This is a genomic window from Gordonia sp. YY1, from assembly GCF_009872315.1.
Classification (GTDB): domain Bacteria; phylum Actinomycetota; class Actinomycetes; order Mycobacteriales; family Mycobacteriaceae; genus Gordonia; species Gordonia amicalis.
This window is the reverse complement of sequence record NZ_WXYI01000002.1, coordinates 261431-282793: the sequence shown is the minus strand read 5'-3', so window position 1 is coordinate 282793 and position 21363 is coordinate 261431. Positions and strand designations below refer to the sequence as shown.

At 66.9% G+C, this 21363-nt stretch carries 19 protein-coding genes; 5 read left to right on the top strand and 14 right to left on the bottom strand.

The window, feature by feature from the left end; translation table 11 throughout:
* Positions 1 to 25 precede the first annotated feature (25 nt).
* The 14 genes from BPODLACK_RS04460 to rsmD form a co-directional block, all read right to left on the bottom strand.
* A complete protein-coding gene (locus BPODLACK_RS04460; protein ID WP_159404800.1) occupies positions 26 to 2662 on the bottom strand; it encodes a [protein-PII] uridylyltransferase in 2637 nt (878 codons plus the stop codon).
* A gap of 8 nt (positions 2663 to 2670) precedes the next feature.
* Entirely contained in the window at positions 2671 to 3009 is a 339-nt protein-coding gene (locus BPODLACK_RS04455) for a P-II family nitrogen regulator (protein WP_004572306.1), read from the bottom strand.
* A 50-nt stretch (positions 3010 to 3059) separates the two neighbouring features.
* Complete coding sequence (locus tag BPODLACK_RS04450) at positions 3060 to 4412, bottom strand: ammonium transporter (RefSeq protein WP_006438181.1); 1353 nt, start codon at positions 4410 to 4412, stop codon at positions 3060 to 3062.
* A gap of 155 nt (positions 4413 to 4567) precedes the next feature.
* Positions 4568 to 6136, bottom strand: coding sequence for a signal recognition particle-docking protein FtsY (ftsY, locus tag BPODLACK_RS04445; RefSeq protein WP_159404799.1), 1569 nt, complete (start codon positions 6134 to 6136; stop codon positions 4568 to 4570).
* Entirely contained in the window at positions 6133 to 9741 is a 3609-nt protein-coding gene (smc, locus tag BPODLACK_RS04440; RefSeq protein ID WP_159404798.1) for a chromosome segregation protein SMC, read from the bottom strand. The genes ftsY and smc overlap by 4 nt, the downstream gene beginning before the upstream one ends.
* 44 nt (positions 9742 to 9785) lie before the next feature.
* Positions 9786 to 10067: an acylphosphatase gene (locus BPODLACK_RS04435; RefSeq protein WP_024498383.1), complete on the bottom strand. Its 282-nt coding sequence runs from the start codon at positions 10065 to 10067 to the stop codon at positions 9786 to 9788.
* 3 nt (positions 10068 to 10070) lie between these two features.
* Positions 10071 to 10529, bottom strand: a complete 459-nt coding sequence (locus BPODLACK_RS04430) for an OsmC family protein (protein WP_024498382.1) — start codon at positions 10527 to 10529, stop codon at positions 10071 to 10073.
* 103 nt (positions 10530 to 10632) lie between these two features.
* Positions 10633 to 12027 carry an HNH endonuclease signature motif containing protein gene (locus BPODLACK_RS04425; protein ID WP_024498381.1) on the bottom strand — a complete coding sequence of 465 codons (1395 nt, stop codon included), beginning with the start codon at positions 12025 to 12027 and terminating at the stop codon, positions 10633 to 10635.
* A gap of 187 nt (positions 12028 to 12214) precedes the next feature.
* Positions 12215 to 13075, bottom strand: coding sequence for a bifunctional DNA-formamidopyrimidine glycosylase/DNA-(apurinic or apyrimidinic site) lyase (gene mutM / locus BPODLACK_RS04420; RefSeq protein WP_024498380.1), 861 nt, complete (start codon positions 13073 to 13075; stop codon positions 12215 to 12217).
* A gap of 12 nt (positions 13076 to 13087) precedes the next feature.
* Positions 13088 to 13828: a ribonuclease III gene (rnc, locus tag BPODLACK_RS04415; RefSeq protein ID WP_024498379.1), complete on the bottom strand. Its 741-nt coding sequence runs from the start codon at positions 13826 to 13828 to the stop codon at positions 13088 to 13090.
* Positions 13821 to 14522 carry a YceD family protein gene (locus BPODLACK_RS04410; RefSeq protein ID WP_191834432.1) on the bottom strand — a complete coding sequence of 234 codons (702 nt, stop codon included), beginning with the start codon at positions 14520 to 14522 and terminating at the stop codon, positions 13821 to 13823. The genes rnc and BPODLACK_RS04410 overlap by 8 nt, the downstream gene beginning before the upstream one ends.
* A 42-nt stretch (positions 14523 to 14564) precedes the next feature.
* Positions 14565 to 15413, bottom strand: a complete 849-nt coding sequence (locus tag BPODLACK_RS04405; RefSeq protein ID WP_006437216.1) for a DivIVA domain-containing protein — start codon at positions 15411 to 15413, stop codon at positions 14565 to 14567.
* Between the two features lie 124 nt (positions 15414 to 15537).
* Positions 15538 to 16026, bottom strand: a complete 489-nt coding sequence (coaD, locus tag BPODLACK_RS04400) for a pantetheine-phosphate adenylyltransferase (protein ID WP_006437215.1) — start codon at positions 16024 to 16026, stop codon at positions 15538 to 15540.
* 60 nt (positions 16027 to 16086) lie between these two features.
* Complete coding sequence (gene rsmD, locus BPODLACK_RS04395; RefSeq protein ID WP_024498377.1) at positions 16087 to 16647, bottom strand: 16S rRNA (guanine(966)-N(2))-methyltransferase RsmD; 561 nt, start codon at positions 16645 to 16647, stop codon at positions 16087 to 16089.
* Positions 16648 to 16811: 164 nt separating this feature from the next.
* Here rsmD and ectA point away from each other — a divergent pair, with 164 nt between their 5' ends.
* From ectA to BPODLACK_RS04370, 5 genes are all read left to right on the top strand, one after another.
* Positions 16812 to 17339, top strand: coding sequence for a diaminobutyrate acetyltransferase (gene ectA, locus BPODLACK_RS04390; RefSeq protein WP_006437213.1), 528 nt, complete (start codon positions 16812 to 16814; stop codon positions 17337 to 17339).
* Positions 17340 to 17526: 187 nt separating this feature from the next.
* Positions 17527 to 18816 (top strand): diaminobutyrate--2-oxoglutarate transaminase, encoded by a 1290-nt coding sequence (ectB, locus tag BPODLACK_RS04385; protein ID WP_024498375.1) that lies wholly within the window; start codon positions 17527 to 17529, stop codon positions 18814 to 18816.
* The gene (locus BPODLACK_RS04380; protein WP_006437211.1) at positions 18813 to 19247 is read left to right on the top strand and encodes an ectoine synthase; all 435 of its coding nucleotides are present in this window, start codon (positions 18813 to 18815) and stop codon (positions 19245 to 19247) included. The genes ectB and BPODLACK_RS04380 overlap by 4 nt, the downstream gene beginning before the upstream one ends.
* Positions 19248 to 19302: 55 nt before the next feature.
* Positions 19303 to 20178, top strand: a complete 876-nt coding sequence (locus tag BPODLACK_RS04375) for a Sir2 family NAD-dependent protein deacetylase (protein WP_201450589.1) — start codon at positions 19303 to 19305, stop codon at positions 20176 to 20178.
* 134 nt (positions 20179 to 20312) lie between these two features.
* Positions 20313 to 21362 carry a ParA family protein gene (locus BPODLACK_RS04370; RefSeq protein WP_159404796.1) on the top strand — a complete coding sequence of 350 codons (1050 nt, stop codon included), beginning with the start codon at positions 20313 to 20315 and terminating at the stop codon, positions 21360 to 21362.
* Position 21363 lies beyond the last annotated feature (1 nt).

Genomic DNA, 21363 nt, shown 5'->3' with positions numbered 1-21363 from the left:
AACCTCGGGGGCTGGGACCTCACATCTAGGAGATCGGCACCCCCGACCGGCCGGTGCCGCCGGAGGGCTGCGGCCCGTCACCGTCCTCGTCCCGCTTGGGCTGCGGCGGCGGGCACACCGCGATGATCGCGTCGGTGAGCGTCGCACGCATCTCCTCGGTGTCCTCGGCCAACCGCAGGCTGAAGATGTCGACGACGGTCGCGCCGAGGGTGGAGACTTTCGCCCAGCGGATGTCGGCGCCGTGCTTCTCCAGGACCGCGCTCACCCGGCTCAGCAGCCCGATCCGGTCGTCCGACCGGACCTCGAGCAGCACCGTCCCCTCGGTGGCGTCGGGTTCGGGGGTGTCGAGCCAGGTCACCCGCGGCGGCGCAACCGCGAACAGGGCGGGTACCGCGTTCTTGGGGTGACCGGCACCGTCGACGTCGGGGTCGGTGCTGCCGGCGCTCGCCCCGAGAGTCACCATCGTCCCCGGCGGGGTGCTGACCGAGCCGATGGTGGGTATCGGCGACTCCCGTTCCCGTGCATCGAGACGCGCGAGCACATCGAGTTTGCCGTTGACCGAGGCGATGAGCTGCTGGCGCAGCAGACCTGCGTCCGGCGGACTGCCGAACATCGGCACGACGATGAAGGAGTTGACGGCCTTGCCGTCGTGGCTCTGCGCGCAGGCCTTGTGTGAACGCAGCCCGCCGAGCGCGAGCACTCCGGCCATCTTCGACAGCAACCCGGGCTGATCCGGCGCGACCATCGTGACGTCGTAGGTGTGCGGACCGTCGGCGCGCACGAGCCGAACCGCGTAGTCCCCCTCGGCGGCGATCGCCAGCTGCTCGGGTGTCAGCGGTTCGGGTACCGACGGCGGGATGCCGTCGATGTGGCTCATCGAGCGCCGGACGAGTTCACCGATCAGTGAGGCCTTCCACTCGCCCCACACGCCCGGGCCGGTCGCCAGCGAATCCGCTTCGGCCAGTGCCGCAAGGAGTTCCAGCAGGACGCGGTTGTGTCCCAGTGCGGTGGCGACGAAGTCGGCGGTCGCCGGGTCGTCGAGGTCGCGACGCGTCGCGACCTGCGGCAGCAACAGGTGGTGCCGCACCATGTCGGACAGGGTCGTCACGTCCTGCGGCCACAGGCCGAACCGGTTGCCGATCTGGACGGCGAGTTCGGCGCCGACGATGCTGTGGTCGGCCCCGCGTCCCTTGCCGAGATCGTGGATGAGCGCCCCGAGAACGAGAAGATCGGGCCGCGATACCCGCGTCGTCATCGAACTCGCATACGCCGCGGTCTCCACGAGGTGACGGTCGACGGTCCAGGTGTGGATCGCGTCGCGCGGCGGAAGGTCGCGCACCGCACCCCATTCCGGCAGCAGCCGGCCCCAGAGTCCGGTGCGGTCGAGCGCCTCGATCGGGTCCACCATGTGATGACCCGAGCTGAGCAGGACCAACAGGTCGCTCAACGCCTCCGCCGGCCACGGTTCCCGCAGTTCGGGTGCGTAGTCGGCCAGCCGGCTCAGGGTCGACGCGCTGATCGGCAGACCCGTCCTCGCCGACGCGGCCGCGACCCGGAGGATGAGTCCCGGGTCCTTGCTGGGAATAGCGTTGCGCGCCAAGACGATCTCACCGCTGTGCTCGACCACGCCCTCGTCGAGCGGGCGGCGCAGCGGGGACCGGCGCAACTTGGCCAGGCCGCGCCTCGGGAGTGCGTTGCCCGCGGTCCGCAGACCGACGTCGATGGAATAGCTGATCGTGCGGGCCGAGTCACTGATGACACGCGCCAGATCGAACCGGTCCCCGATTCGCAGGGCGGCCCCGATCTCGTCGGCGTCCTGCGCGCGCACCTGTTCGCGCGGACGGCCCGCGATGCGGTGCAGTTCGGTCCGGATATCGAGGAGCCGCGCGTAGGCGACCTGCGGTCCGGCGCCCGGCGAATCCGGCCGCAGACCGGCCATCCCGTGGGTGAGCTGGGCGATCGCCAGAGCACCGAGGAGCTGTACATCGCGCAACCCTCCCCGACCGTTCTTCAGGTCGGGTTCGGCGCGATGCGCGATGTCGCCGGCACGGCGCCAGCGATCCTGAGCGTGGGCGACCACATCGGGGAACCGATGACGGATGTCGTTGCGCCACTGCTGGCGCACACCACCGATCAGCAGATTCGACAGATCCTCGTCACCCGCGATGTGGCGGGCCTCGAGCAATCCGAGGGCCGCGGTGACGTCCTCAGCGGCGACCCGCAGCGCCTGCGGAACGGTCCGGACACTGTGATCGAGCGGAATGTTCGCGTCCCACAACGGATACCAGAGTCCGTCGGCGACCTCGGACACCCGCTCGAGGGGCATGTCGTCGTGCAGCAGGATCAGATCGAGGTCGGAGTACGGCAGCAGTTCGCCGCGTCCCAGTCCGCCGACCGCGACGATCGCGAATCCGCTGTGGGGTTTGATGCCGAGTTCGGCGCCCTTGCTGGTCAGCCAGAACTCGTGCAGGTCGACGAGCACCTGGCGCAACGCCGGTGCGTCGAGTTTCCCGTTCCGGCTCGACTCGGTGAGCTGCCGGCGGGTCTTGGCCAGATCGGTCGCGGCTACGGGAGCCTCCTCGGTCTCGGGGGTTGAACGGTGCGGCCCCGCGCCCGACTGGTCGTCGGACGCGGGGCCGCGCTTGGGGTTCAGAAAGGGCACGAGCTCACTTACAGAGCGTCGCCGCCGCGCTCGCCGGTGCGAACACGCACGACCGATTCGACCGGCGAGACCCACACCTTGCCGTCACCGATCTTGCCGGTACGGGCGGCCTCGACGATGACGTCGACGACCTTGTCCACGGCCGCATCGTCCACGACGACCTCGACGCGGACCTTCGGCACGAAGTCGACCGAGTACTCGGCCCCGCGGTAGACCTCGGTGTGGCCCTTCTGGCGTCCGTAACCCTGGACCTCGCTGACGGTCATACCCAGGATGCCCGCCTGCTCCAGACCGGCCTTGACGTCCTCGAGCGTGAACGGTTTGACGATTGCAGTGATCAGCTTCATTAGTTATCCCTCTCCACGGGTGTCAGCGTAGTAGCGATTGGACTCGATCGTCATGCCAGCTCGTAGGCAGTCTCAGCGTGTTCTGCCTCGTCGATGCCGCTCTTCTCGTCCTCGTCGCTGACGCGCCAGCCGAGAGGCTTGAGGGCGAAGGCGATGATCGCGGTGAGCACGGCGGTGAACGCCAGGGCGAAGAAGGCGATGACCGCCTGGACCACGAGCTGCTTGTAATCGCCACCCCAGAGGAGACCGACGTCCTTGCCGAGGAGACCGATGGCGAGAGTGCCCCACAGGCCGGCGACGAGGTGGACGCCGACGACGTCGAGCGAATCGTCGTAGCCGAACTTGTTCTTCAGGCCGATGGCCACCGCGGCCAGGGCACCGGCGATGAGACCCAGGATCAGCGAGCCGACCGGGGTCAGCGCACCACAGGCCGGGGTGATCGCGACCAGGCCGGCCACGATGCCCGAGGCGGCGCCGACGCTGGTGGCGTGCTTGTCGCGGATGAGTTCGACGATGAGCCAGCCGATGATCGCGGCTGCCGTCGCGGCCGTGGTGTTGACCCACACCTGGCCGGCGAGGAGGTCGGCACCCAGCTCGGAGCCGACGTTGAACCCGAACCAGCCGAACCAGAGGAGTGCCGCACCGAGCATGACGAACGGGATGTTGTGCGGACGGTAGGCGGTGCGACCGAAGCCGACGCGCTTGCCGATGATGAGAACCAGGACCAGAGCAGCGATACCGGCGTTGATGTGGACCACGGTGCCGCCGGCGAAGTCGATGGGCGCAACGACCGCCGCACCCTCGTCGTCGGTGCCGAACATCTTGGCCGCCAGACCGTCCTCACCCGCACCGAGCAGACCGCCGCCGCCGACCAGGCCGCCCCAGACCATGTGGGACAGCGGGAAGTACACGATCGTCGACCACAGAACGGTGAAGACCATCCAGGTCGAGAACTTCACGCGTTCGGCGAGGGCACCGCTGATGAGGGCAACGGTGATGACCGCGAAGGTCAGCTGAAAGCCCATGAAGACGATCGCCGGGATTGACAGCCCGCCGGTGACGTACTGCTCGGAATCGCCCTCACCGATCGTGCTCATGAGCTGGTCGGAACCGAACAGCGCGAACGGGTTCGCGAAGATGCCGAGAATGTCGTTCTCGCCGGTGATGCCGTCGCTGAAGGACATCGAGAAGCCCCACAGCACGTAGACGACGCTGATCGTCGCCAGGGAGCCGAACGACATCATCATCATGTTCAGGACGGACTTGCCGCGTGCCAACCCCCCGTAGAAGAAGGCAAGGCCCGGGGTCATCAGCAGGACGAGCGCGGCCGACACGAGCATGAATGCCGTGTTGCCCGTGTCGATGGGGCCAAACGATTCGTTTGGCAACAGAGCCAAATCCACTACGAAAACCTCCTCAGATGCACCGACGGCTCGGCGCCTGCAAAGAGATTGTCGGCACTCGGTTTCCGCAGTGGTGCCTTCACGTTTCGGGTACGTAACCCGATGAGCGATTTATATTTCGCGGGTGTAAAACACCAGGTTTCGGAGTGTGGCGATCACAGCAGCGCGTCGACGAAGGCCTCCGGCTCGAACGGCGCCAGATCATCGGCGCCCTCGCCCAGACCCACCAGTTTCACCGGCACGCCCAGTTCCTTCTGCACGTGGAAGACGATGCCGCCCTTGGCGGTGCCGTCCAGCTTGGTCAGCACCACACCGGTGATGTCGACGACCTCGGCGAACACCCGCGCCTGCATCAGCCCGTTCTGCCCGACTGTCGCGTCGAGCACGAGCAACACCTCGTCGACCGGTGCCTTCTTCTCCACGACGCGCTTGACCTTGCCCAGCTCGTCCATCAGACCGGTCTTGGTGTGCAGGCGACCGGCGGTGTCGATCATGACGACGTCGACGCCCGACGCGATGCCGCGGTCGACCGCGTCGAACGCCACCGCGGCCGGATCGGCCTGTTCCTTGCCGCGAACGATCTCCGCACCGACGCGCTCGCCCCAGGTCTGCAGCTGGTCGGCGGCGGCCGCGCGGAAGGTGTCGGCTGCACCCAAGAGCACGCGACGTCCGTCGGCGACGAGAACGCGGGCCAGCTTGCCCGTCGTCGTGGTCTTGCCGGTGCCGTTGACGCCCACGACCAGCACGACGGCCGGACGACCCGCATGCGGCAGCGCGCGGATCGAACGGTCCAACGTCGGGTCGAGCTGCTCGACGAGCACCCGCTTCAGCAGCGCGCGGGCCTCTGCCGCCGACTTGACCGGGTTCGCGGCCAGCTCGGACCGCAGGGTCTCGACGACGGTCGTGGTGGTCGCCGTACCGAGGTCCGCCATCACCAGGGTGTCCTCGATCTCCTCCCAGCTGTCCTCGTCCAGGTCACCGGCGCCGAGCAGACCGAGCACACTCTTGCCGATCGCGCCCTGCGACCGGGACAGCCGGCCACGCAGCCGACCCAGACGGCCGGCGGTCGGTGCGATCTCCTCGCGCGGCGGTGCCGTGACCGCGCCGGACGCGTCGTCGGGTGCAGCCACCTCGGGCGCGGTCACCTCGGGCGCGATGACGTCCGGCTCGGCGACCTCGGGTGCTGCGGTCTCCGGCGCCGCTGTCTCGGGTGCGGCTGCCTCGGGCTCTGCTGCCTCGGGCTCTGCTGTCTCGGGCTCTGCTGTCTCGGGTTCGGCTGTCTCGGGTTCGGCTGTCTCGGGTTCGGCTTCTACCGGCTCGATGACGTCGGGCAGGGACACCTCGGTGATCCCGCGGCGGTGGGAGTCGCGCGGCACCGCGGCGTCGTCGCCGACCGTGGGCTGACCGTCGACGTCGGTGCGCTCCTCGACCGGCTGGACCGGCGGTTCCGGCCGGACCGGCGGCTCCGGCTTGCGCTCCGGTGCCGGCTTGCGCTCCGGCGGTTCGGCCAGGGCCGTGTCACCTCGGCTGAAACTGAAGCCCGACCCCGCCTGATAGCCCCCGGATCGGTCGACCTGGGGCTTGCTGCCGTCGACGATCTCCGGCTGCGTCGTCGTATCGGACAGCGAGATGCGACGACGACGCGCCAGCACCAGTCCGAGCGCGATCAGCGCGGCGATGACGAGCACCGCGACGACGATCCCGATGATGATTCCGGTGTTCACTGGCTGGTGTCCTCCTGTTGAGCCACGGGCATGTTCACGCCGCGCATGCGCTGCGAGATGACGGTCGTGATGCCGTCCCCGCGCATGCTGACGCCGTAGAGGGCGTCGGCGATCTCCATCGTGGGCTTCTGATGGGTGATGACGATGAGCTGCGATTTCTCCCGCAACTGCTCGAACAGCTTGATGAGACGGCGCAGGTTGGTGTCGTCGAGCGCCGCCTCGACCTCGTCCATGACGTAGAACGGCGACGGGCGGGCGCGGAAGATCGCGACCAGCATCGCGACCGCGGTCAGGGACTTCTCCCCGCCCGACAGCAGCGACAGCCTCTTCACCTTCTTACCCGGCGGCCGGGCCTCCACCTCGATGCCGGTGGTCAGCATGTCGTTGGGTTCGGTCAGCACGAGGCGACCCTCACCGCCGGGGAACAGCGTCTGGAAGACCTGGCCGAACTCGCGCTCGACGTCGGCGTAGGCCTCGGTGAACACCTGCAGGATGCGGGCGTCCACGTCCTCGACGACGTCGAGCAGGTCCTTGCGTGCGGCCTTGACGTCCTCGAGTTGTGAGGACAGGAAGTTGTAGCGCTCCTCCAGCGCCGCGAACTCCTCGAGTGCGAGCGGGTTGACCTTGCCGAGCGTGTTGAGGTCTTTCTGCGCCTTCTTCGCCCGGGCTTCCTGGGTGGCGCGGTCGTACGGCATGGGTGCCGGGGCCACCACCTGTTCGCCGCGGCCCTTGGCCTCCTCGTACTCCTGCATCTCCAGGGCCGAGGGCGGCATCGGGACGTCCGGACCGTATTCGGCGATCAGGTCGTCCGGCGACATCGCGAACGTCTCGAGAATCTGCTCCTCGAGCTGCTCGATCCGCAGCGCCACCTGGGCACGGGCCACCTCGTCACGATGCACGGTGTCGCGTAAGGAGTTCAGCGTGGTGGTCAGTTCCCCGGACTTCAGGCGCAGCTCGTCGAGGGTCGCCGAGCGCGCGACCCGGAGCTCCTCGAGCTCGTCGCGCCCTGCCTGCGCCGACGCGACCGCCGCCGCGAGACGCTCGGCGACCTGAGCGCCGGCCCGCTCGACGGCCACCGCCACCCCCGCGGCCTGTCGCCGGATCTCGTCCTGACGACGTGCCCGCTCGCGGGCCTCCCGCTCACGCTGGGCGGCGCGACGCAGCGAATCGGCCCTGCCACGCACCGACGAGAGGCGTTCCTCGGCGGTGCGCAGTGCCAGACGCGCCTCCATCTCGGTACCGCGGGCGATCCCGACGGCCGCCGCGGCGGTCGACCGCTCGGAGTCGTCGGCGGCCATCTCCGGACCCGAGTCCGACTCGTCGCGGGCCAGCCGCAGCCGTTCCTCCAGTTCGCGGAGGGACTCCAGGGTCTCGGCGCGACCTTTCTCCAGCAGGTTGCGCTGACGGGTGAAGCGATCGGCCTCCGCCCGGGCGGTGCGGATCTCGTGGCCCAGCCGGGCCATCTGCTCATACGCGGCGCCGACACTGGAATCCGATTCGTGGAGCGCGGCGAGTGCCTCCTCGGCCGCTTCCCGACGTTCCCGCTGTTCGGTGAGTGCCCCGTCGAGTGCGGCCTCCAGCTCTTCGACGCGCCGTCGGGTCGCGGCCAGGTCCTCGGTCGCGGCGTCGATGGCGGACTGCACCTCGAGCGTCGACGGACGCCGCGACGATCCACCCTCGATCGAGGCGGGACCGATGCGGTCACCGGCGTGGGTCACCACGCGCACGCCGAGACTGCGGGCCAGTTCCAGGCCCCGGGCAGGGTCGTCGACGATGACGGTGTCGGCGAGGACGGTGTCGATCGCGGTGCGGATCTCCGGACCACAGGTCACCGCTGAGGATGCCCAGCGAGCGCCTTCGGGCAAGGCAGCGTCTCGTTGCGGTACGGAGTCGGTGAGGCCGCCGCAGATCAGGGCGGCCCGTCCCCCGTCGCCGGACTTGAGGGCCTCGAGCGCGCGGATGGCCGCCATGCCGTCGACCGTCACGATGCCGTCGACCGCCGGGCCGAGCGCACCGGCGATCGCGGTCTCGAAGCCGGGTTCGACGGTGACCAGTTCCGACATCGGTCCGAGCAGGCCGTCGGGCGCGTTGTCGAGCAGCCAGGCGCCGCCGTCGTTGCGTTCCAGGCCCATGGCGAGGGCCTCGACCCGCGCCGACAGTGAGGCGATGGACTGTTCGGCCTCGCGGTGCTGCGCCTGCAGGGTCGCGACACGTTCGTTGGACAGGTTCAGCGCGGTGACGCACCGCTCGTGGTGCTCGTCGAGGGCCTGCTCGGACGCCTCCAGCTGTGCAAGCTCCCCCGCTGCCGAATCCTGTTGCATGGCAGCGCTTTCGGCGCGTTCGGTGGCGTGGGCGATGGCGGCCGTCAGACGGTCGGCCTCGGCGTCGACCCCCTCGGAACGCGTTCGCAGGTTGTCGACCTGTCCCTCGAGACGGGCCAGTCCTTCCCGACGGTCGGCGATCGCCTGGACGGCGGCGAGATGGGCGGCCTCCGCGGCCTCGGCGATCGACTCGCGCTCGCGGAGCACCTCGCGGGCCGTCTCGAGTTGTTCGGCGGCGATCTCGACGCCCTCGGTCAGTTCGGCCTCGACTTCGGCGGCCTCCAGGGCCTGCTCCTCGAGTTCCTCCGGGTCGGGTCCGGTCGCCTCGGTGGCGGCTTCGCTCAGATAGCGGCTGCGCTCGGCGGCGACCCGCCGGGTCGCGTCGACGCGCTCGGCCAGGGCCGACAACCGGAACCAGGCGCGGCTGGCCGCCGCGGCCGCCGGGGTGACCTCGGCGAGATGCTGCTCGTGTTCGGTCACCTCGGCATTGGCGCGGTCGAGTTCCGCGGCCACCTCGTCCTGGCGGCGCCGCACCTCGTCCTCGACGGCGGCGTGTTCGGCCATCTCGGCGCGACGGATGACCAGGTCGTCGGCGGCGAGGCGCAATCGGGCGTCGCGGAGGTCGGCCTGGACGGTCTGCGCGCGGCGGGCGACCTCCGCCTGCCGGCCGAGCGGCTTGAGCTGGCGTCGCAGTTCGGCGGTGAGGTCGGTCAGGCGCGCCAGGTTGGCCTGCATCGCGTCGAGCTTGCGGACCGCCTTTTCCTTGCGTTTGCGGTGTTTGAGGACGCCGGCCGCCTCCTCGATGAACGCGCGACGGTCCTCGGGACGCGACTCGAGGATCGCCGACAGACGACCCTGACCGACGATGACGTGCATCTCGCGGCCGATACCGGAATCGGAGAGCAGTTCCTGAACGTCCATGAGGCGACAGGTGCTGCCGTTGATCTCGTATTCGCCCGCGCCGTCGCGGAACATGCGGCGGGTGATCGAGACCTCGGAGTACTCGATCGGGAGCGCGCCGTCGGCGTTGTCGATGGTGAGGGTCACCTCCGCACGTCCCAGCGGCGGACGTCCGGAGGTGCCGGCGAAGATCACGTCCTGCATCTTGCCGCCGCGCAGCGCCTTGGCGCCCTGCTCGCCCATGACCCAGGTCAGGGCGTCGACGACATTGGACTTACCGGAGCCGTTGGGGCCGACGACGCACGTGATACCCGGCTCGAAGCGCAGGGTCGTCGCCGAGGCGAACGACTTGAAGCCCTTCAGGGTCAGGCTTTTGAGGTGCACGACGGTACAGAGTACTCACCATCGCGATGGGTTTCGGGCAACGCTCACCGTTCGAGGAAGCCGGTCAGGTCTCCGCGCGCGGGGTCGAGGCTGTCGACGACGAGATCGACCCGCCCCGGGGTCTCTCCCGACCGGAGCGCGTCGAGCAGCTCCAGGACTTTGTCGCGGGACCCCTCGGCCACGACGTGCACGCGTCCGTCGGGCTGATTGGACGCGTAACCAACCAAACCGAGCTCCAGCGCCCGTGACCGCGTCCACCACCGGAACCCCACGCCCTGGACGTGTCCGTGCACGAACGCGGATAACCGGACGGGGTCGGCACTCATGACTCAGTCCGTCACGATCTTCAGGTCGACCTCGGCGCCGGCCTTGATGGTGCGGCCGACCGTGCACACCGCGTCGATGGCGCGCTCGACGACGACGAGCAGCCGCTGTGCGGCATCGGGGTCGAGTTCGGAGAGGTCGACCTCGAGGATCTCCTCGATCCGCGGGTACACCTCGTTCTCGCGGTCGGCGTCGCCGCTGACCCGGATGGTGGCGTCGTAGTCGTCGCCGAGGCGGCGCGACAGCGGCCGGTCCGAGGACAGGCCGGTGCAGGCCGCGAGGGCGATCTTGAGCAATTCGCCCGGCGTGAAGACGCCGTCGACGTCCTGCGAGCCGATCAGCACCTCGGCACCGCGCGAGCTGCGCCCGGTGTACCGGCGGGTCCCGGTGCGCTCGACCCAGAGGTCGGTGCGCGCGGGCTCCGCAGCCTGGGCCGGGGCGGCGGTGTTCTGTTCGATCGTCATGCTGGGATGAGTCCTCTCAGGCGGCGGGGCGGCGCTGGCACCGCAGACCATAGTAAGAGCCGGGGATCAGTAAAGATTCCCCAACCAGTCGCGCCCGACGTCGTCAGGCAGCTGCCGCCTCTCGGCTCGCGTTGCGTTCTTTCCATTCCCACACCGCGTAGATCACCTCGGTCGCATACCCGAGGTCGAGCTTGCCGCCACCCACAGGCACCGTCGCATCCGCCGCCACCCGCTCGTCCGGCGACCACTGCCCCGGCGCGCGTGTCGCGGGGCTCACGTCGATCACCGAACCACCCGGCCCGTGGAACGAAAAACGTTGCGACCCATGAGCGGTGATGCTGAACTCACCCCGATGCAGCGCACGGTGACAGCTTCCACACAACAGAATCAGGTTGTCCAACCCGGTCTCCCCACCGGCTGACCAGAACACCACATGATGGGCGTGCAGATGCCGTGTGCGTTCACAGCCGGGCATCTGACAGCACCGGTCCCTCACGAACAACGCCCTGACCAGTGCCCTGTTCGGCGTTCGCGACTTACGCCCCAGCCCCAGCAACGCCAACTTCCCTGGAGCTCCGGACACCCTGCTGGACAACACCTTCCGAACCGCAGCACCACAGTGCGCCTCCTCCAGTTCGGCCTCCGACAGCGCCGGCCCGTCATCGAGGTGGGCCTGTTCTCCACCCTCGTCGGTATGGATCAGGATCTCGGCTCCCGGCGCGAGATCAGGCATCGCGATCCCGTCGTGCACCATGTCGGCCATCGCCACCACCGCCGGCGCCAGATTCGACGGCACATTCCGCCACAGGTCCCGGCGATTCGCCGGCCTGACCTCGGAGTCCCGTTCACCATCCACGGTTTCCAACTCACCCGCAGCGTTCCGCGGAACGCTCGACACCGCGGGCAGATCCGCATCGTCGAAGGTCCGGGTGCGCTCGTACTCGGCACGGACCACACCGGCCAGGAACCGGGCACCATCAAGCGGAGACAACCTCAGCGACACAGACAAGGAGCCATCCGCATTCCACTTGCACCGGCCCGTCGACTCCGCCGGGGTGCGATTCTCCGGCTCGATGCCACGATCCCGATCGATCTGTCCCATCGCACGTACCGCCCGCTCCAGCTGCGACGCCGTGCACGACGACGCCAGGTTCACCAGCTCCTTCTCACGCAACGGGGTCGCCACCCGCGTCAGCGCCCGCACCTTCGAATACGACAACCGCCCCGCACCGAACGCCTGCCGAATCAGCGGTAACTCCGTCAGAGCCTTCGCCACCCGGACCTGCTCCTGCGCTGTGCGTTGAGAGACACCCGCCTTCCACGACAACCAGTGTGCGAGCGAATGAATACCCGGCCCCCTCCACGACTGCCGCTCATCCAACTCCGCAACCAGAGACAAGAACTCGGCCGTGAGCGCGGTGATCTGCGCGGCATAACCCAGCACTCTGCTTTCCAACGCCTCATCGGACAGAGACGCCGGATCCGCGCCATCGAACATCGACGACACATTCTCACCGTGCAATACCGAAACAGACACCCCAAGCCCCCCAGCTGTTCGAACGGATATGCGAACAACTTAGCGGCGCCCACCGACAAAACAGCTGGTCACGTCGCGTCGCGCGTTCCGCGGAACGCTCATCACGTTTCACCGGACGCGTCAGAGCTGCGCAGGAAGTGTCAGTGACTCAACGTGCACGGCGCCGAGGCACGGTCTGGCACTTCGGGCAGAAGTAAGAGCTGCGGTTCATGAACGATTCCCGGCGCATCAGCGTCCCGCACCGGCGGCACGGCAGCCCCTCGCGTCCGTAGGCGTTGAGCGAGCGTTCGAAGTAGCCCGACTGGCCGTTGACGTTGACGTACAGCGCGTCGAAGGACGTACCCCCGACCTCTACCGCCTCGGTCATCACCGCGGTCGCCGCATCGATCAGTTCGAGGAGCTTCTTGCGCGAGATCGTCTCCGCGATACGTGCGCCGTGCAGTCGCGCACGCCACAGCGCCTCGTCGGCGTAGATGTTGCCGACCCCGGAGATGACGGTCTGATCGAGCAGGACGCGCTTGATCTCGGAGTGCTTGGCCCGCATCCGGGTCACCACTGCTGCCGCGTCGAAGGCGGGATCGAACGGATCGGGCGCGATGTGCGCGACCGACACCGGGATGTCGTCCACATAATCGTCGAGATGCCATCCGCCGAACGTGCGCTGGTCGACGAAGCGCAGTTCGTTGTCGTCGTCGAGGGTGGCGCGGATGCGGAGGTGGGTGTGGTCGGGTGCCCCATTGCGGGCGATGAGCATCTGTCCGCTCATGCCTAGGTGTACGACCAGGGCGACACGATCGGCGTCGTCGGCGAGGTCGATCCACATGTACTTGCCGCGGCGCCGCACCCCGGTGACGTGTTTGCCGGCCAGACGTCCGATCAGATCGGGTTCACCGCCGACATGACGACGGGCGGCACGCGGGTGCAGTACCTCGACCGACGTCACCGTCCGCCCGGTCAGGTGCTTCTCGAGACCCATTCGCACGGTCTCGACCTCGGGTAGTTCAGGCATGTACGCCGAATCTCAGGACGCAGCGGTGTCGGACGCGGCAGCGCGTTCGGTGAGTGCCGTCCACGCGAGGGCCGCCGCCTGCTGCTCGGCCTCTTTCTTGGTGCGTCCGACGCCCTCGCCCAGGTTCTCCCCCGCGACCATCGCGATCGCGGTGAACTCCTTGTTGTGGTCCGGTCCGGTGGACGAGATCTGGTACTGCGGCGGGCCGTAACCGCGTTCCGAGCTCAGCTCCTGCAGCGAGGTCTTCCAGTCCAGCCCCGCGCCGAGTTGCCCGGCCTTCTCGATGCGTTCGTCGAAGAGCCGCAGGATGATCCGCTGCGAGGTCTCCAGCCCGTGACTGAGAAACACTGCGCCGAACAGCGATTCGAGGCCGTCCGCGAGGATCGAGTCCTTGTCGCGGCCGCCGGTCATCTCCTCGCCGCGGCCGAGATACAGGTACTTGCCCAGGCCGCCCTCGTCGCCGAGCCCCCGCGCCACGTCGGCGAGCGCGTGCATGTTCACCACGCTGGCACGGATCTTGGCGAGCTCACCCTCCGGGCGGTCCGGGAATCGGAGGTACAGGCGTTCGGTGATCACCACACCGAGAACGGAGTCCCCGAGGAACTCGAGGCGCTCGTTGGTCGGCAGCCCGCCGTGCTCGTAGGCGTAGGAGCGGTGCGTGAGCGCCAGTGTCAGAAGGTGTTCGGGGATGTCGGTGTCGAGAGCGGCGAGTAGCGCGGCACGACGACCGTCCTCGCGAGTGGTCTCAGTCACGACGTTCCTGATCGCCCGGTTTGTCCCCGTCCGACGTGTCCCCGTCCGACGTGTCGCCGTCCGGCTTGTCGTCGCCGGTGAGCTCGGAGAACTTGTTCGCGAGACCGGCCCACCGAGGGTCGATCAGCTCGTGCGCGTGGCCGGGTTCGGCGACCGCCAACCGGATACCGCACACCTGGCAGAGCCCGGGGCAGTCCGGTGAACACAGCGGCGACATCGGGAGTTCCAACGCCACCGCGTCGATGATCGCCTGTTCGAGATCGATGCGGTCGTCGACGATGCGGTGCACATCGTCTTCCTCGGTAGTCTGCTCGGTCACACTGTCCGGGTACGCGAACAGTTCGGTGAGGAACACCGTCACCGTGCCGTCGATCGGCTCGAGGCAGCGCGAACACTGCCCCGCGGTCTCGCCGCACGCGGTGCCGGTCACCAGGATTCCCTCGCTCACCGACTCGAGCCGGAGGTCGAGATCGACGTCCGAGCCGGCCGGGATGCCGATCATCTCGACTCCGAGCTTGTCCGGGGTCGCCACCGTCCGGTGCACCTCTGACATGGTGCCCGGGCGACGACCCAGCGACCGGACGTCGAGGACGAAGGGATCGCGCCGTGGCGCGGAATCGGGACCGTGCGACGGTTCTGATGTCACAGCATGATCAGACACAAACTGCACCATACGCTCGCGATCGCGAATCATCGACTGACGCCACCGTGTGTGCCGGGTCGGTCGCCCGACCGGTCAGACCGCCAGCGGGGATCCCTGGTCACGGTCGTAGGAGTTCCGGGTCGACGTCTCGCGCGACCGCGAGTGGTCGCCGCGCGAGTCGCGTGCCGCATCGTCCACGCTGCGTGGGTACTCGACGTAGTCGTGCATGCCGGCACCGGTGCGCAGCTGGTGCCGTCCGCGGTTCACCGAACGCAGTGTGCCGGTGAGGATCTCCTCGAACTGGGCCAGCTTCTCGTCGACGTAGACGTCGCAGTCGCCACGCAGACGGTCCGCCTCGGCGTGCGCGGCGTCGATGATGCGCTCGGCCTCCGACTTGGCGGCGCCGACGACCTCGGTCTCGGAGACGAGGCGCTGCTGTTCGGCGATGCCGTCGGCCACCGACTTGTCGTAGGTGTTGTTCGCCGCGTCGATGGTGCGCTGCGCCTCGGCCCGTGCGCGCCCGGTGACGGCCTCGAATTCGCGGGCAGCACTCGTCTGGAGCCGGCGTGCCTCTTCGGTGGCATCCTCGACGAGCGAGTGCGAGTGCGAGCTCGCCTCGTCGACCATGCGATCGGCCTGAGCCTTGGCCTCGGACAGGATGCGATCGGCCTCGGCCCGGGCGTGGGCGAGGACGGCCTCGGATTCGGAGTCGGCCTTGGCGACCGTGGTCTCGGCGTGCTCACGCGCATCACCGATGAGCGTGTCGCGCTGGTCGAGGACATCCTGAGCGTCGTCGAGCTCGCCCGGGATCGAGTCCTTGATGTCGTCGAGGAGTTCGAGCACGTCACCACGCGGCACGACGCAACCCGCGGTCATCGGCACACTCCGCGCCTCCTCGACAATCGCCACGAGCTCGTCGAGAGCCTCAAATACCCGGTACACAGCCACCCCAATCCGGCGCTTGCCTGTTTGCAACAGTTGGTGAATCTGTGACTATTGTGCCGAATGTTGCGCCTGTGATTAGTGAAGCGCGTGGGGTGTGTCGCAGATTTCCCCAGGTGATTCGTCAGACGGACCGCTCGCCGGTCAGCTTTGCCGTGAGGCGCTTGTGGATGTGCGACGACAAGAACGGCGCGACGTCGCCACCGAGCTTGGCCACCTCTTTGACGAGCGAACTCGAGACATGCGCGAACCGGGGATCGGTGAGAAGGAAGACCGTCTCCACATCTGCGAGCGCGCGGTTCATCTGGGCCATCGGAACCTCGTAGTCGAAGTCGACCGCCGACCGGAGGCCCTTGACGATCGTGTGGATCGACTCCTGCTTCAGATAGTCGACGAGAAGCCCTTCCCAGCGATCGACCCGCACGCCGGGCAGATCGGCACAATCCTCCTCGATGAGCGCGATGCGCTCCTCGACGCTGAACATCCCGCGCTTGTTGGGATTGACCACCACGGTGATGACCACCTCGTCGAAACACGCCGCGGCGCGTTCGACCACGTATCGGTGGCCAAGGGTGAAGGGATCGAAGGAACCGGGACACACTGCCGTCGTCATGGCCTGAACTTACCGTCAGGTCCTGCGCGTCAGTGTCGTCAGGAGCTGCGCGGCAGCGTCTCAGGCACCGGTGAACTCCCCCACCTCGACCCGGGTGTCGCCGTAGTTCTTGTCCACCAGCACCTCGAAGCCGGCGGGCCAGATCCGGCCGGTCGAGCGGGCGGAGCGCTCCACGACCACCAGGGCATCCTCGGCGAGCCGTGTCGCGGCCAGTCTGGTCAGGTCCTCGGAGAGCGCCGACGCGTCGACCGCGTACGGCGGGTCGGAGAACACGAGGTCGTACTTCCGTTCGGGCGGCGAGGACAGATAGGCGGACACCGGTCTCGTCAGTACCGTGGTCGACGAGGCGATGCCACAGACCTGCACATTGGCCCCGATGACCGCGGCCGCCTTCCGTGCCGAGTCGACGAAGGTCGCGCCGGCCGCTCCTCGCGAGACCGCCTCGATGCCGAGGGCGCCGGAACCGGCGTACAGATCGAGAACCCAGAGCCCGTCGAGATCGAATCGGGCGTCGAGGATGTTGAAGACCGACTCCCGCACACGATCGGAAGTGGGACGAGTTCCCTCGCCCGGAACGCGGAGCCGTCTCCCCCGTAGCTCGCCCGCGATGATCCTCGTCATGGGGCCATTCTGCCCTCCCGTGAAGCCCCGATGACATCCGTGGGTGACACTCTTGTGACTCACTTCACATTGCATGTCTGATCAGGTAGAAGGTAGGGGTTCGACGAGGCAATTTCCGCAGGTGGGTGACTTCCCCGACACGCGTTGTTAACGTCGATGGCGTTATGAGCCCTTCACAAACAAGAACGGCCCCAACAACTGTCCTTACCGTCGACTATCGGATGCCGACTGTCGCCGACGGTACCCGTCTCTGGGAAATCGCCTCGGACTCAAAGGTTCTCGACGTCAACTCGTCGTATTCCTATGTGCTGTGGTGTCACGACTTCGCCCAGACCTCGATCATCGCCGAAGTCGACGGCCGTCCGGTCGGTTTCGTCACCGGATATCGTCGCCAGAACGATCCATCCACCCTCATGGTGTGGCAGGTCGCCGTCGACGACTCGATGCGCGGACACGGCATCGCCGGGTCCATGCTGCACCACCTCTTCGATCGCGTGAACCGCCTCGGCATGGTGGCGATGCACACCACGATCAGTCCCGACAACATTCCGTCGCAGCGACTGTTCGAGTCGGTGGCGAAGGCTCGCGGCCTGCGTTTCGAACGCCGTGATCTGTTCGCCGCCAACGCTTTCCCGGACTCGCACGAGCCCGAGGACCTCTACATGCTGGAACCGGAGATCCCCGAGCCCTGAGCTCGCGCGTGATCCCTCAGCACCCCCGGACCGCGGCATAGCCCCTGACCGACGGTTTCCGGATGCGCAGTGCCGCAACATCGTTGGCACTGATCCACCACAGCGTCGCTGCGCGACGCCGCTTTTCGAGTTCATATCGCCGATGGGCACCGAACTCACGTTGTCACCCATAGAAGGAAGCACCGATATGCAACTTCTCGACGCCACCCCCGTTCTGGAAAAGTCCTTCGACGATTCCGTCTTCACGACCCACGAATCCGAGGTGCGCAGCTACTGCCGCAACTGGCCTGCGGTCTTCACCACCGCCAAGGGTTCCTACATCACCGACCAGAACGGTCGGGAGTACCTGGACTTCTTCGCGGGCGCCGGTTCGCTGAACTACGGCCACAACAACCCCGAGCTGAAGAAGGCTCTGATCGAGTACATCGAGTCCGACGGCATCACCCACGGTCTCGACATGGCCACCGTCGCCAAGGGGAACTTCATCGAGAAGTTCCACCAGCACATCCTTCAGCCGCGCGGACTCGACTACAAGATCCAGTTCCCCGGTCCGACGGGCACCAACGCCGTCGAGTCGGCCCTCAAGCTGGCCCGCAAGGTGACCGGCCGTGAGTCGATCATCAGCTTCACCAACGCCTTCCACGGCATGACCCTGGGTTCGCTGTCGGTCACCGGCAACTCGATGAAGCGCGCGGGTGCCGGTATCCCCCTGGTCCACGCGACCCCGATGCCGTTCGACAACTACTTCGGCGGCGTCATGGAGGACTTCGCCTGGTTCGAGCGCGTCCTCGACGACTCGGGCAGCGGCCTGAACCGCCCCGCCGCGGTGATCGTCGAGACCGTGCAGGGCGAGGGCGGCGTCAACGTCGCACGCGCCGAGTGGCTGCGCGCGCTGTCGGACCTGTGCGAGCGCCGCGACATCCTGCTCATCGTCGACGACGTCCAGATGGGCTGCGGCCGGACCGGCGAGTTCTTCTCGTTCGAGGAGGCCGGCATCAAGCCCGACATCGTTACGCTGTCCAAGTCGATCAGCGGCTACGGTCTGCCCTTCGCGCTGACCCTGTTCAAGCCCGAGCTCGACGTCTGGACCCCCGGCGAACACAACGGCACCTTCCGCGGCAACAACCCCGCCTTCGTCACCGCCGCCAGGGCCATCGAGACCTACTGGTCCGACGACACCCTGACCCGGGAGATCCACGCGAAGGGTGAGCGCATCCACGAGGTCTTCTCCGACCTCTGCAACCGTTACGAAGGCATCTCGACCCGCGGTCGCGGCATGGTCCGCGGCCTGGCGTTCGACGATCACACGGCAGCCGGGAAGGTCTGTGCGCAGGCCTTCGGCGCCGGGTTGCTCGCCGAGACGTCGGGTCCGTCCGACGAGGTCGTCAAGCTGCTCCCGCCGCTGACCATCTCCCGCGAGGACCTCGACCGCGGCCTGTCCATCCTTTCCGACGCAGTCAAGGAGGTGATCGGATGATCGTCCGAACCACCCAGGAAATCACCGGTACCGATCGCGATGTGGCGGACCCCAAGGGCAACTGGGTCTCCAAGCGCATCGTCCTCGGCGGCGACGGCGTGGGGTTCTCGTTCCACGAGACCACCATCGCCGCCGGCAGCGTGAACGAATTCCACTACGCCAATCACATCGAGGCCGTCTGGCTCGTCGAGGGCACCGGCACCCTGCTCGACCGGGAGACCGGCGAGACCTATCCGCTGGCCCCCGGCACGATGTACCTGCTGAACGGTCACGAACGGCACACGGTCACCGCCGACACGCAGATGCGGATGCTGTGCGTGTTCAATCCGCCGGTCGTCGGCACCGAGGTGCACGACGAGAACGGCGTGTACCCGCTGGTCGCCGTGCCGCAGCCGGCCGGCAAGCATGCCGAGGAGACCGTCGTGTCCTGACGGACGCCATCTCAGAAGAGCATTCCGAGTGCGCACCCTGCCTATCCTGGGCAGGGTGCGCACTCGTCTTCAACTCGGCCAGGCCCCGGCCGAACACACGCCCCTCGACGATGATGTCGCCGAGCGCATCGAGCTCGCGTCCGACATCCTGGCCGGGCGTCGCGTCGCGGTCCTGACCGGCGCCGGCATCTCCACCGACTCGGGGATACCCGACTACCGCAGCCCGGGTTCACCGCCACGCACGCCGATGACCCTGGAGATGTTCCTGTCCTCCCCCGAGTTCCGCCGGCACTACTGGACGCGTAATCACCTCGGCTGGCGTCACATGGACGCCGCACTACCCAACGCGGCGCATCTGGCGCTCACCGACATGCAACGCCGCGGCTCGGTCTCGACGGTGATCACTCAGAACGTCGACATGCTGCACACGAAGGCCGGGACGAAGGGCGTGCTGGAACTCCACGGCTGCTATGGGCGCGTACGCTGCCTGACCTGCGACTGGCGGATCTCCAGGCACCGGCTCGCAGAGGAGCTCGAGGAGGTCAACACCAGCTTCGCCGACCGGGTCGCGGGACGCGGCGCCATCGAGGTGGCACCCGATGCGGATGCGACACTCTCCGACACCTCGGACTTCGTGATGATCGACTGCCCGCACTGCGGGGGCATCCTCAAACCCGACATCGTCTACTTCGGCGAGACCGTTCCGAAACCACTTGTCGCCCAGGCATTCTCCGCGGTCGACGAGTCCGACGCGCTGCTGGTGGTCGGGTCGTCACTGACGGTCATGTCCGGCCTGCGGTTCGCGCGCCGGGCCCATCGCGCCGGTAAGCCGCTGATCATCGTCAACCGCGGACACACCCGCGCCGACGAGCTGGCCGTGCTCAAGATCGACCATCGGGCCGGGGTCGTGCTGCCGGCCCTGACGATCTAAGAGAATCCGTTCATGACGCCGATTGAGTGCAATCCAGCGTGGCGTCTGCCCACCGGTCTCGACACTCACTAGAGTGGAGCACCGGCGACCGGATGGCTTCGCCTCATACACAAACTCGGAGGGGACGCCGCGCAATGGGGCAAGGTGCAAAGACGATTGCGTTCTTTAACAATAAGGGCGGAGTCAGCAAGACAACGACGTGCTTTCATGTTGGCTGGAAACTCTCCCAACTTGGTAAGCGCGTAATTATCGTCGACGCAGACCCCCAGTGCAACCTGACCGGGCTCTCACTAGAAGTAAGCGATGGAGGGGTCCTCCCAGACTCGTATCAACAATTCGAGAAGGTCAACCTTCATAACTCCCTCCTTCCTGTCATGAAGAGCATGGGAAAGAAGATCGAGTCGCCCGACTGCAATCCAATCTCGGGCAACGAGTACCTTCGCCTTCTTCCCGGAAGCGTTAAGATGGCCGAAGTCGAAACGCAGCTTGCAACCGCGATGAATATGGGCTCGATGATGCCCGCGATGCAAAATGTCCCAGGCAGTTTCTCTGAGCTCTATAAGCTCGCGGGTGAGCGCTACGATGCAGATTACATCCTCGTCGACATGAGCCCCAGTCTCGGAGCCATCAATCAAATAAACTTCCTAAGCGCGGATTACTTTATAGTTCCAATGATGCCCGATATCTTCTCGGTCATGGCAGTGGACAGCCTGTCCCAAGCAATCCCGCGTTGGATAGATTGGATGAACCGCGTTAAACAGCTGGGAATGTTCGAGGACGAGGACATCCTATACAATTTCTCCCCCAGAGCGCCCAAATTTCTGGGCACCGTCGTTCAACGCTACCGCCTCCGGAACGGCATGCCTTCAAAGTCCTTTGATTCGTATTTCAATCATCTGGACGACGCAGTCGAGGACGTACTGATCCCGGAGATTCAGAAGATAGGCCTAACGCTCGACGATGAGATGTATAAGAAGCACACCGACGCATACAAGCTTGCACAGATACCTGATTTTAACTCGCTAATTGCCACATCGCAGGATAAGCACAAGCCGGTCTTCGAATTGCAGCAGAGCGACCTTAACACTGGTGGCGCGGCCGCGGAAGGACAACTCGAGAAGATCGAGCAGTTTGATGAGATGTTCACGAAATTGGCCAAACGAATCATTAACCTTACCCAATAGT

What these genes read in the sequence shown, in the direction of transcription:
- BPODLACK_RS04430 (WP_024498382.1), bottom strand. Translation starts at nt 10,529, where the DNA reads ATGACGATCGAACAGAACACCGCCGCCCCGGCCCAGGCTGCGGAGCCC.
- ectB (WP_024498375.1), top strand. Translation starts at nt 17,527, where the DNA reads ATGCAACTTCTCGACGCCACCCCCGTTCTGGAAAAGTCCTTCGACGAT.
- BPODLACK_RS04410 (WP_191834432.1), bottom strand. Translation starts at nt 14,522, where the DNA reads ATGATTCGCGATCGCGAGCGTATGGTGCAGTTTGTGTCTGATCATGCT.
- rsmD (WP_024498377.1), bottom strand. Translation starts at nt 16,647, where the DNA reads ATGACGAGGATCATCGCGGGCGAGCTACGGGGGAGACGGCTCCGCGTT.
- coaD (WP_006437215.1), bottom strand. Translation starts at nt 16,026, where the DNA reads ATGACGACGGCAGTGTGTCCCGGTTCCTTCGATCCCTTCACCCTTGGC.
- BPODLACK_RS04435 (WP_024498383.1), bottom strand. Translation starts at nt 10,067, where the DNA reads ATGAGTGCCGACCCCGTCCGGTTATCCGCGTTCGTGCACGGACACGTC.
- mutM (WP_024498380.1), bottom strand. Translation starts at nt 13,075, where the DNA reads ATGCCTGAACTACCCGAGGTCGAGACCGTGCGAATGGGTCTCGAGAAG.
- BPODLACK_RS04370 (WP_159404796.1), top strand. Translation starts at nt 20,313, where the DNA reads ATGGGGCAAGGTGCAAAGACGATTGCGTTCTTTAACAATAAGGGCGGA.
- BPODLACK_RS04380 (WP_006437211.1), top strand. Translation starts at nt 18,813, where the DNA reads ATGATCGTCCGAACCACCCAGGAAATCACCGGTACCGATCGCGATGTG.
- ectA (WP_006437213.1), top strand. Translation starts at nt 16,812, where the DNA reads ATGAGCCCTTCACAAACAAGAACGGCCCCAACAACTGTCCTTACCGTC.
- BPODLACK_RS04455 (WP_004572306.1), bottom strand. Translation starts at nt 3,009, where the DNA reads ATGAAGCTGATCACTGCAATCGTCAAACCGTTCACGCTCGAGGACGTC.
- BPODLACK_RS04425 (WP_024498381.1), bottom strand. Translation starts at nt 12,027, where the DNA reads ATGTTCGATGGCGCGGATCCGGCGTCTCTGTCCGATGAGGCGTTGGAA.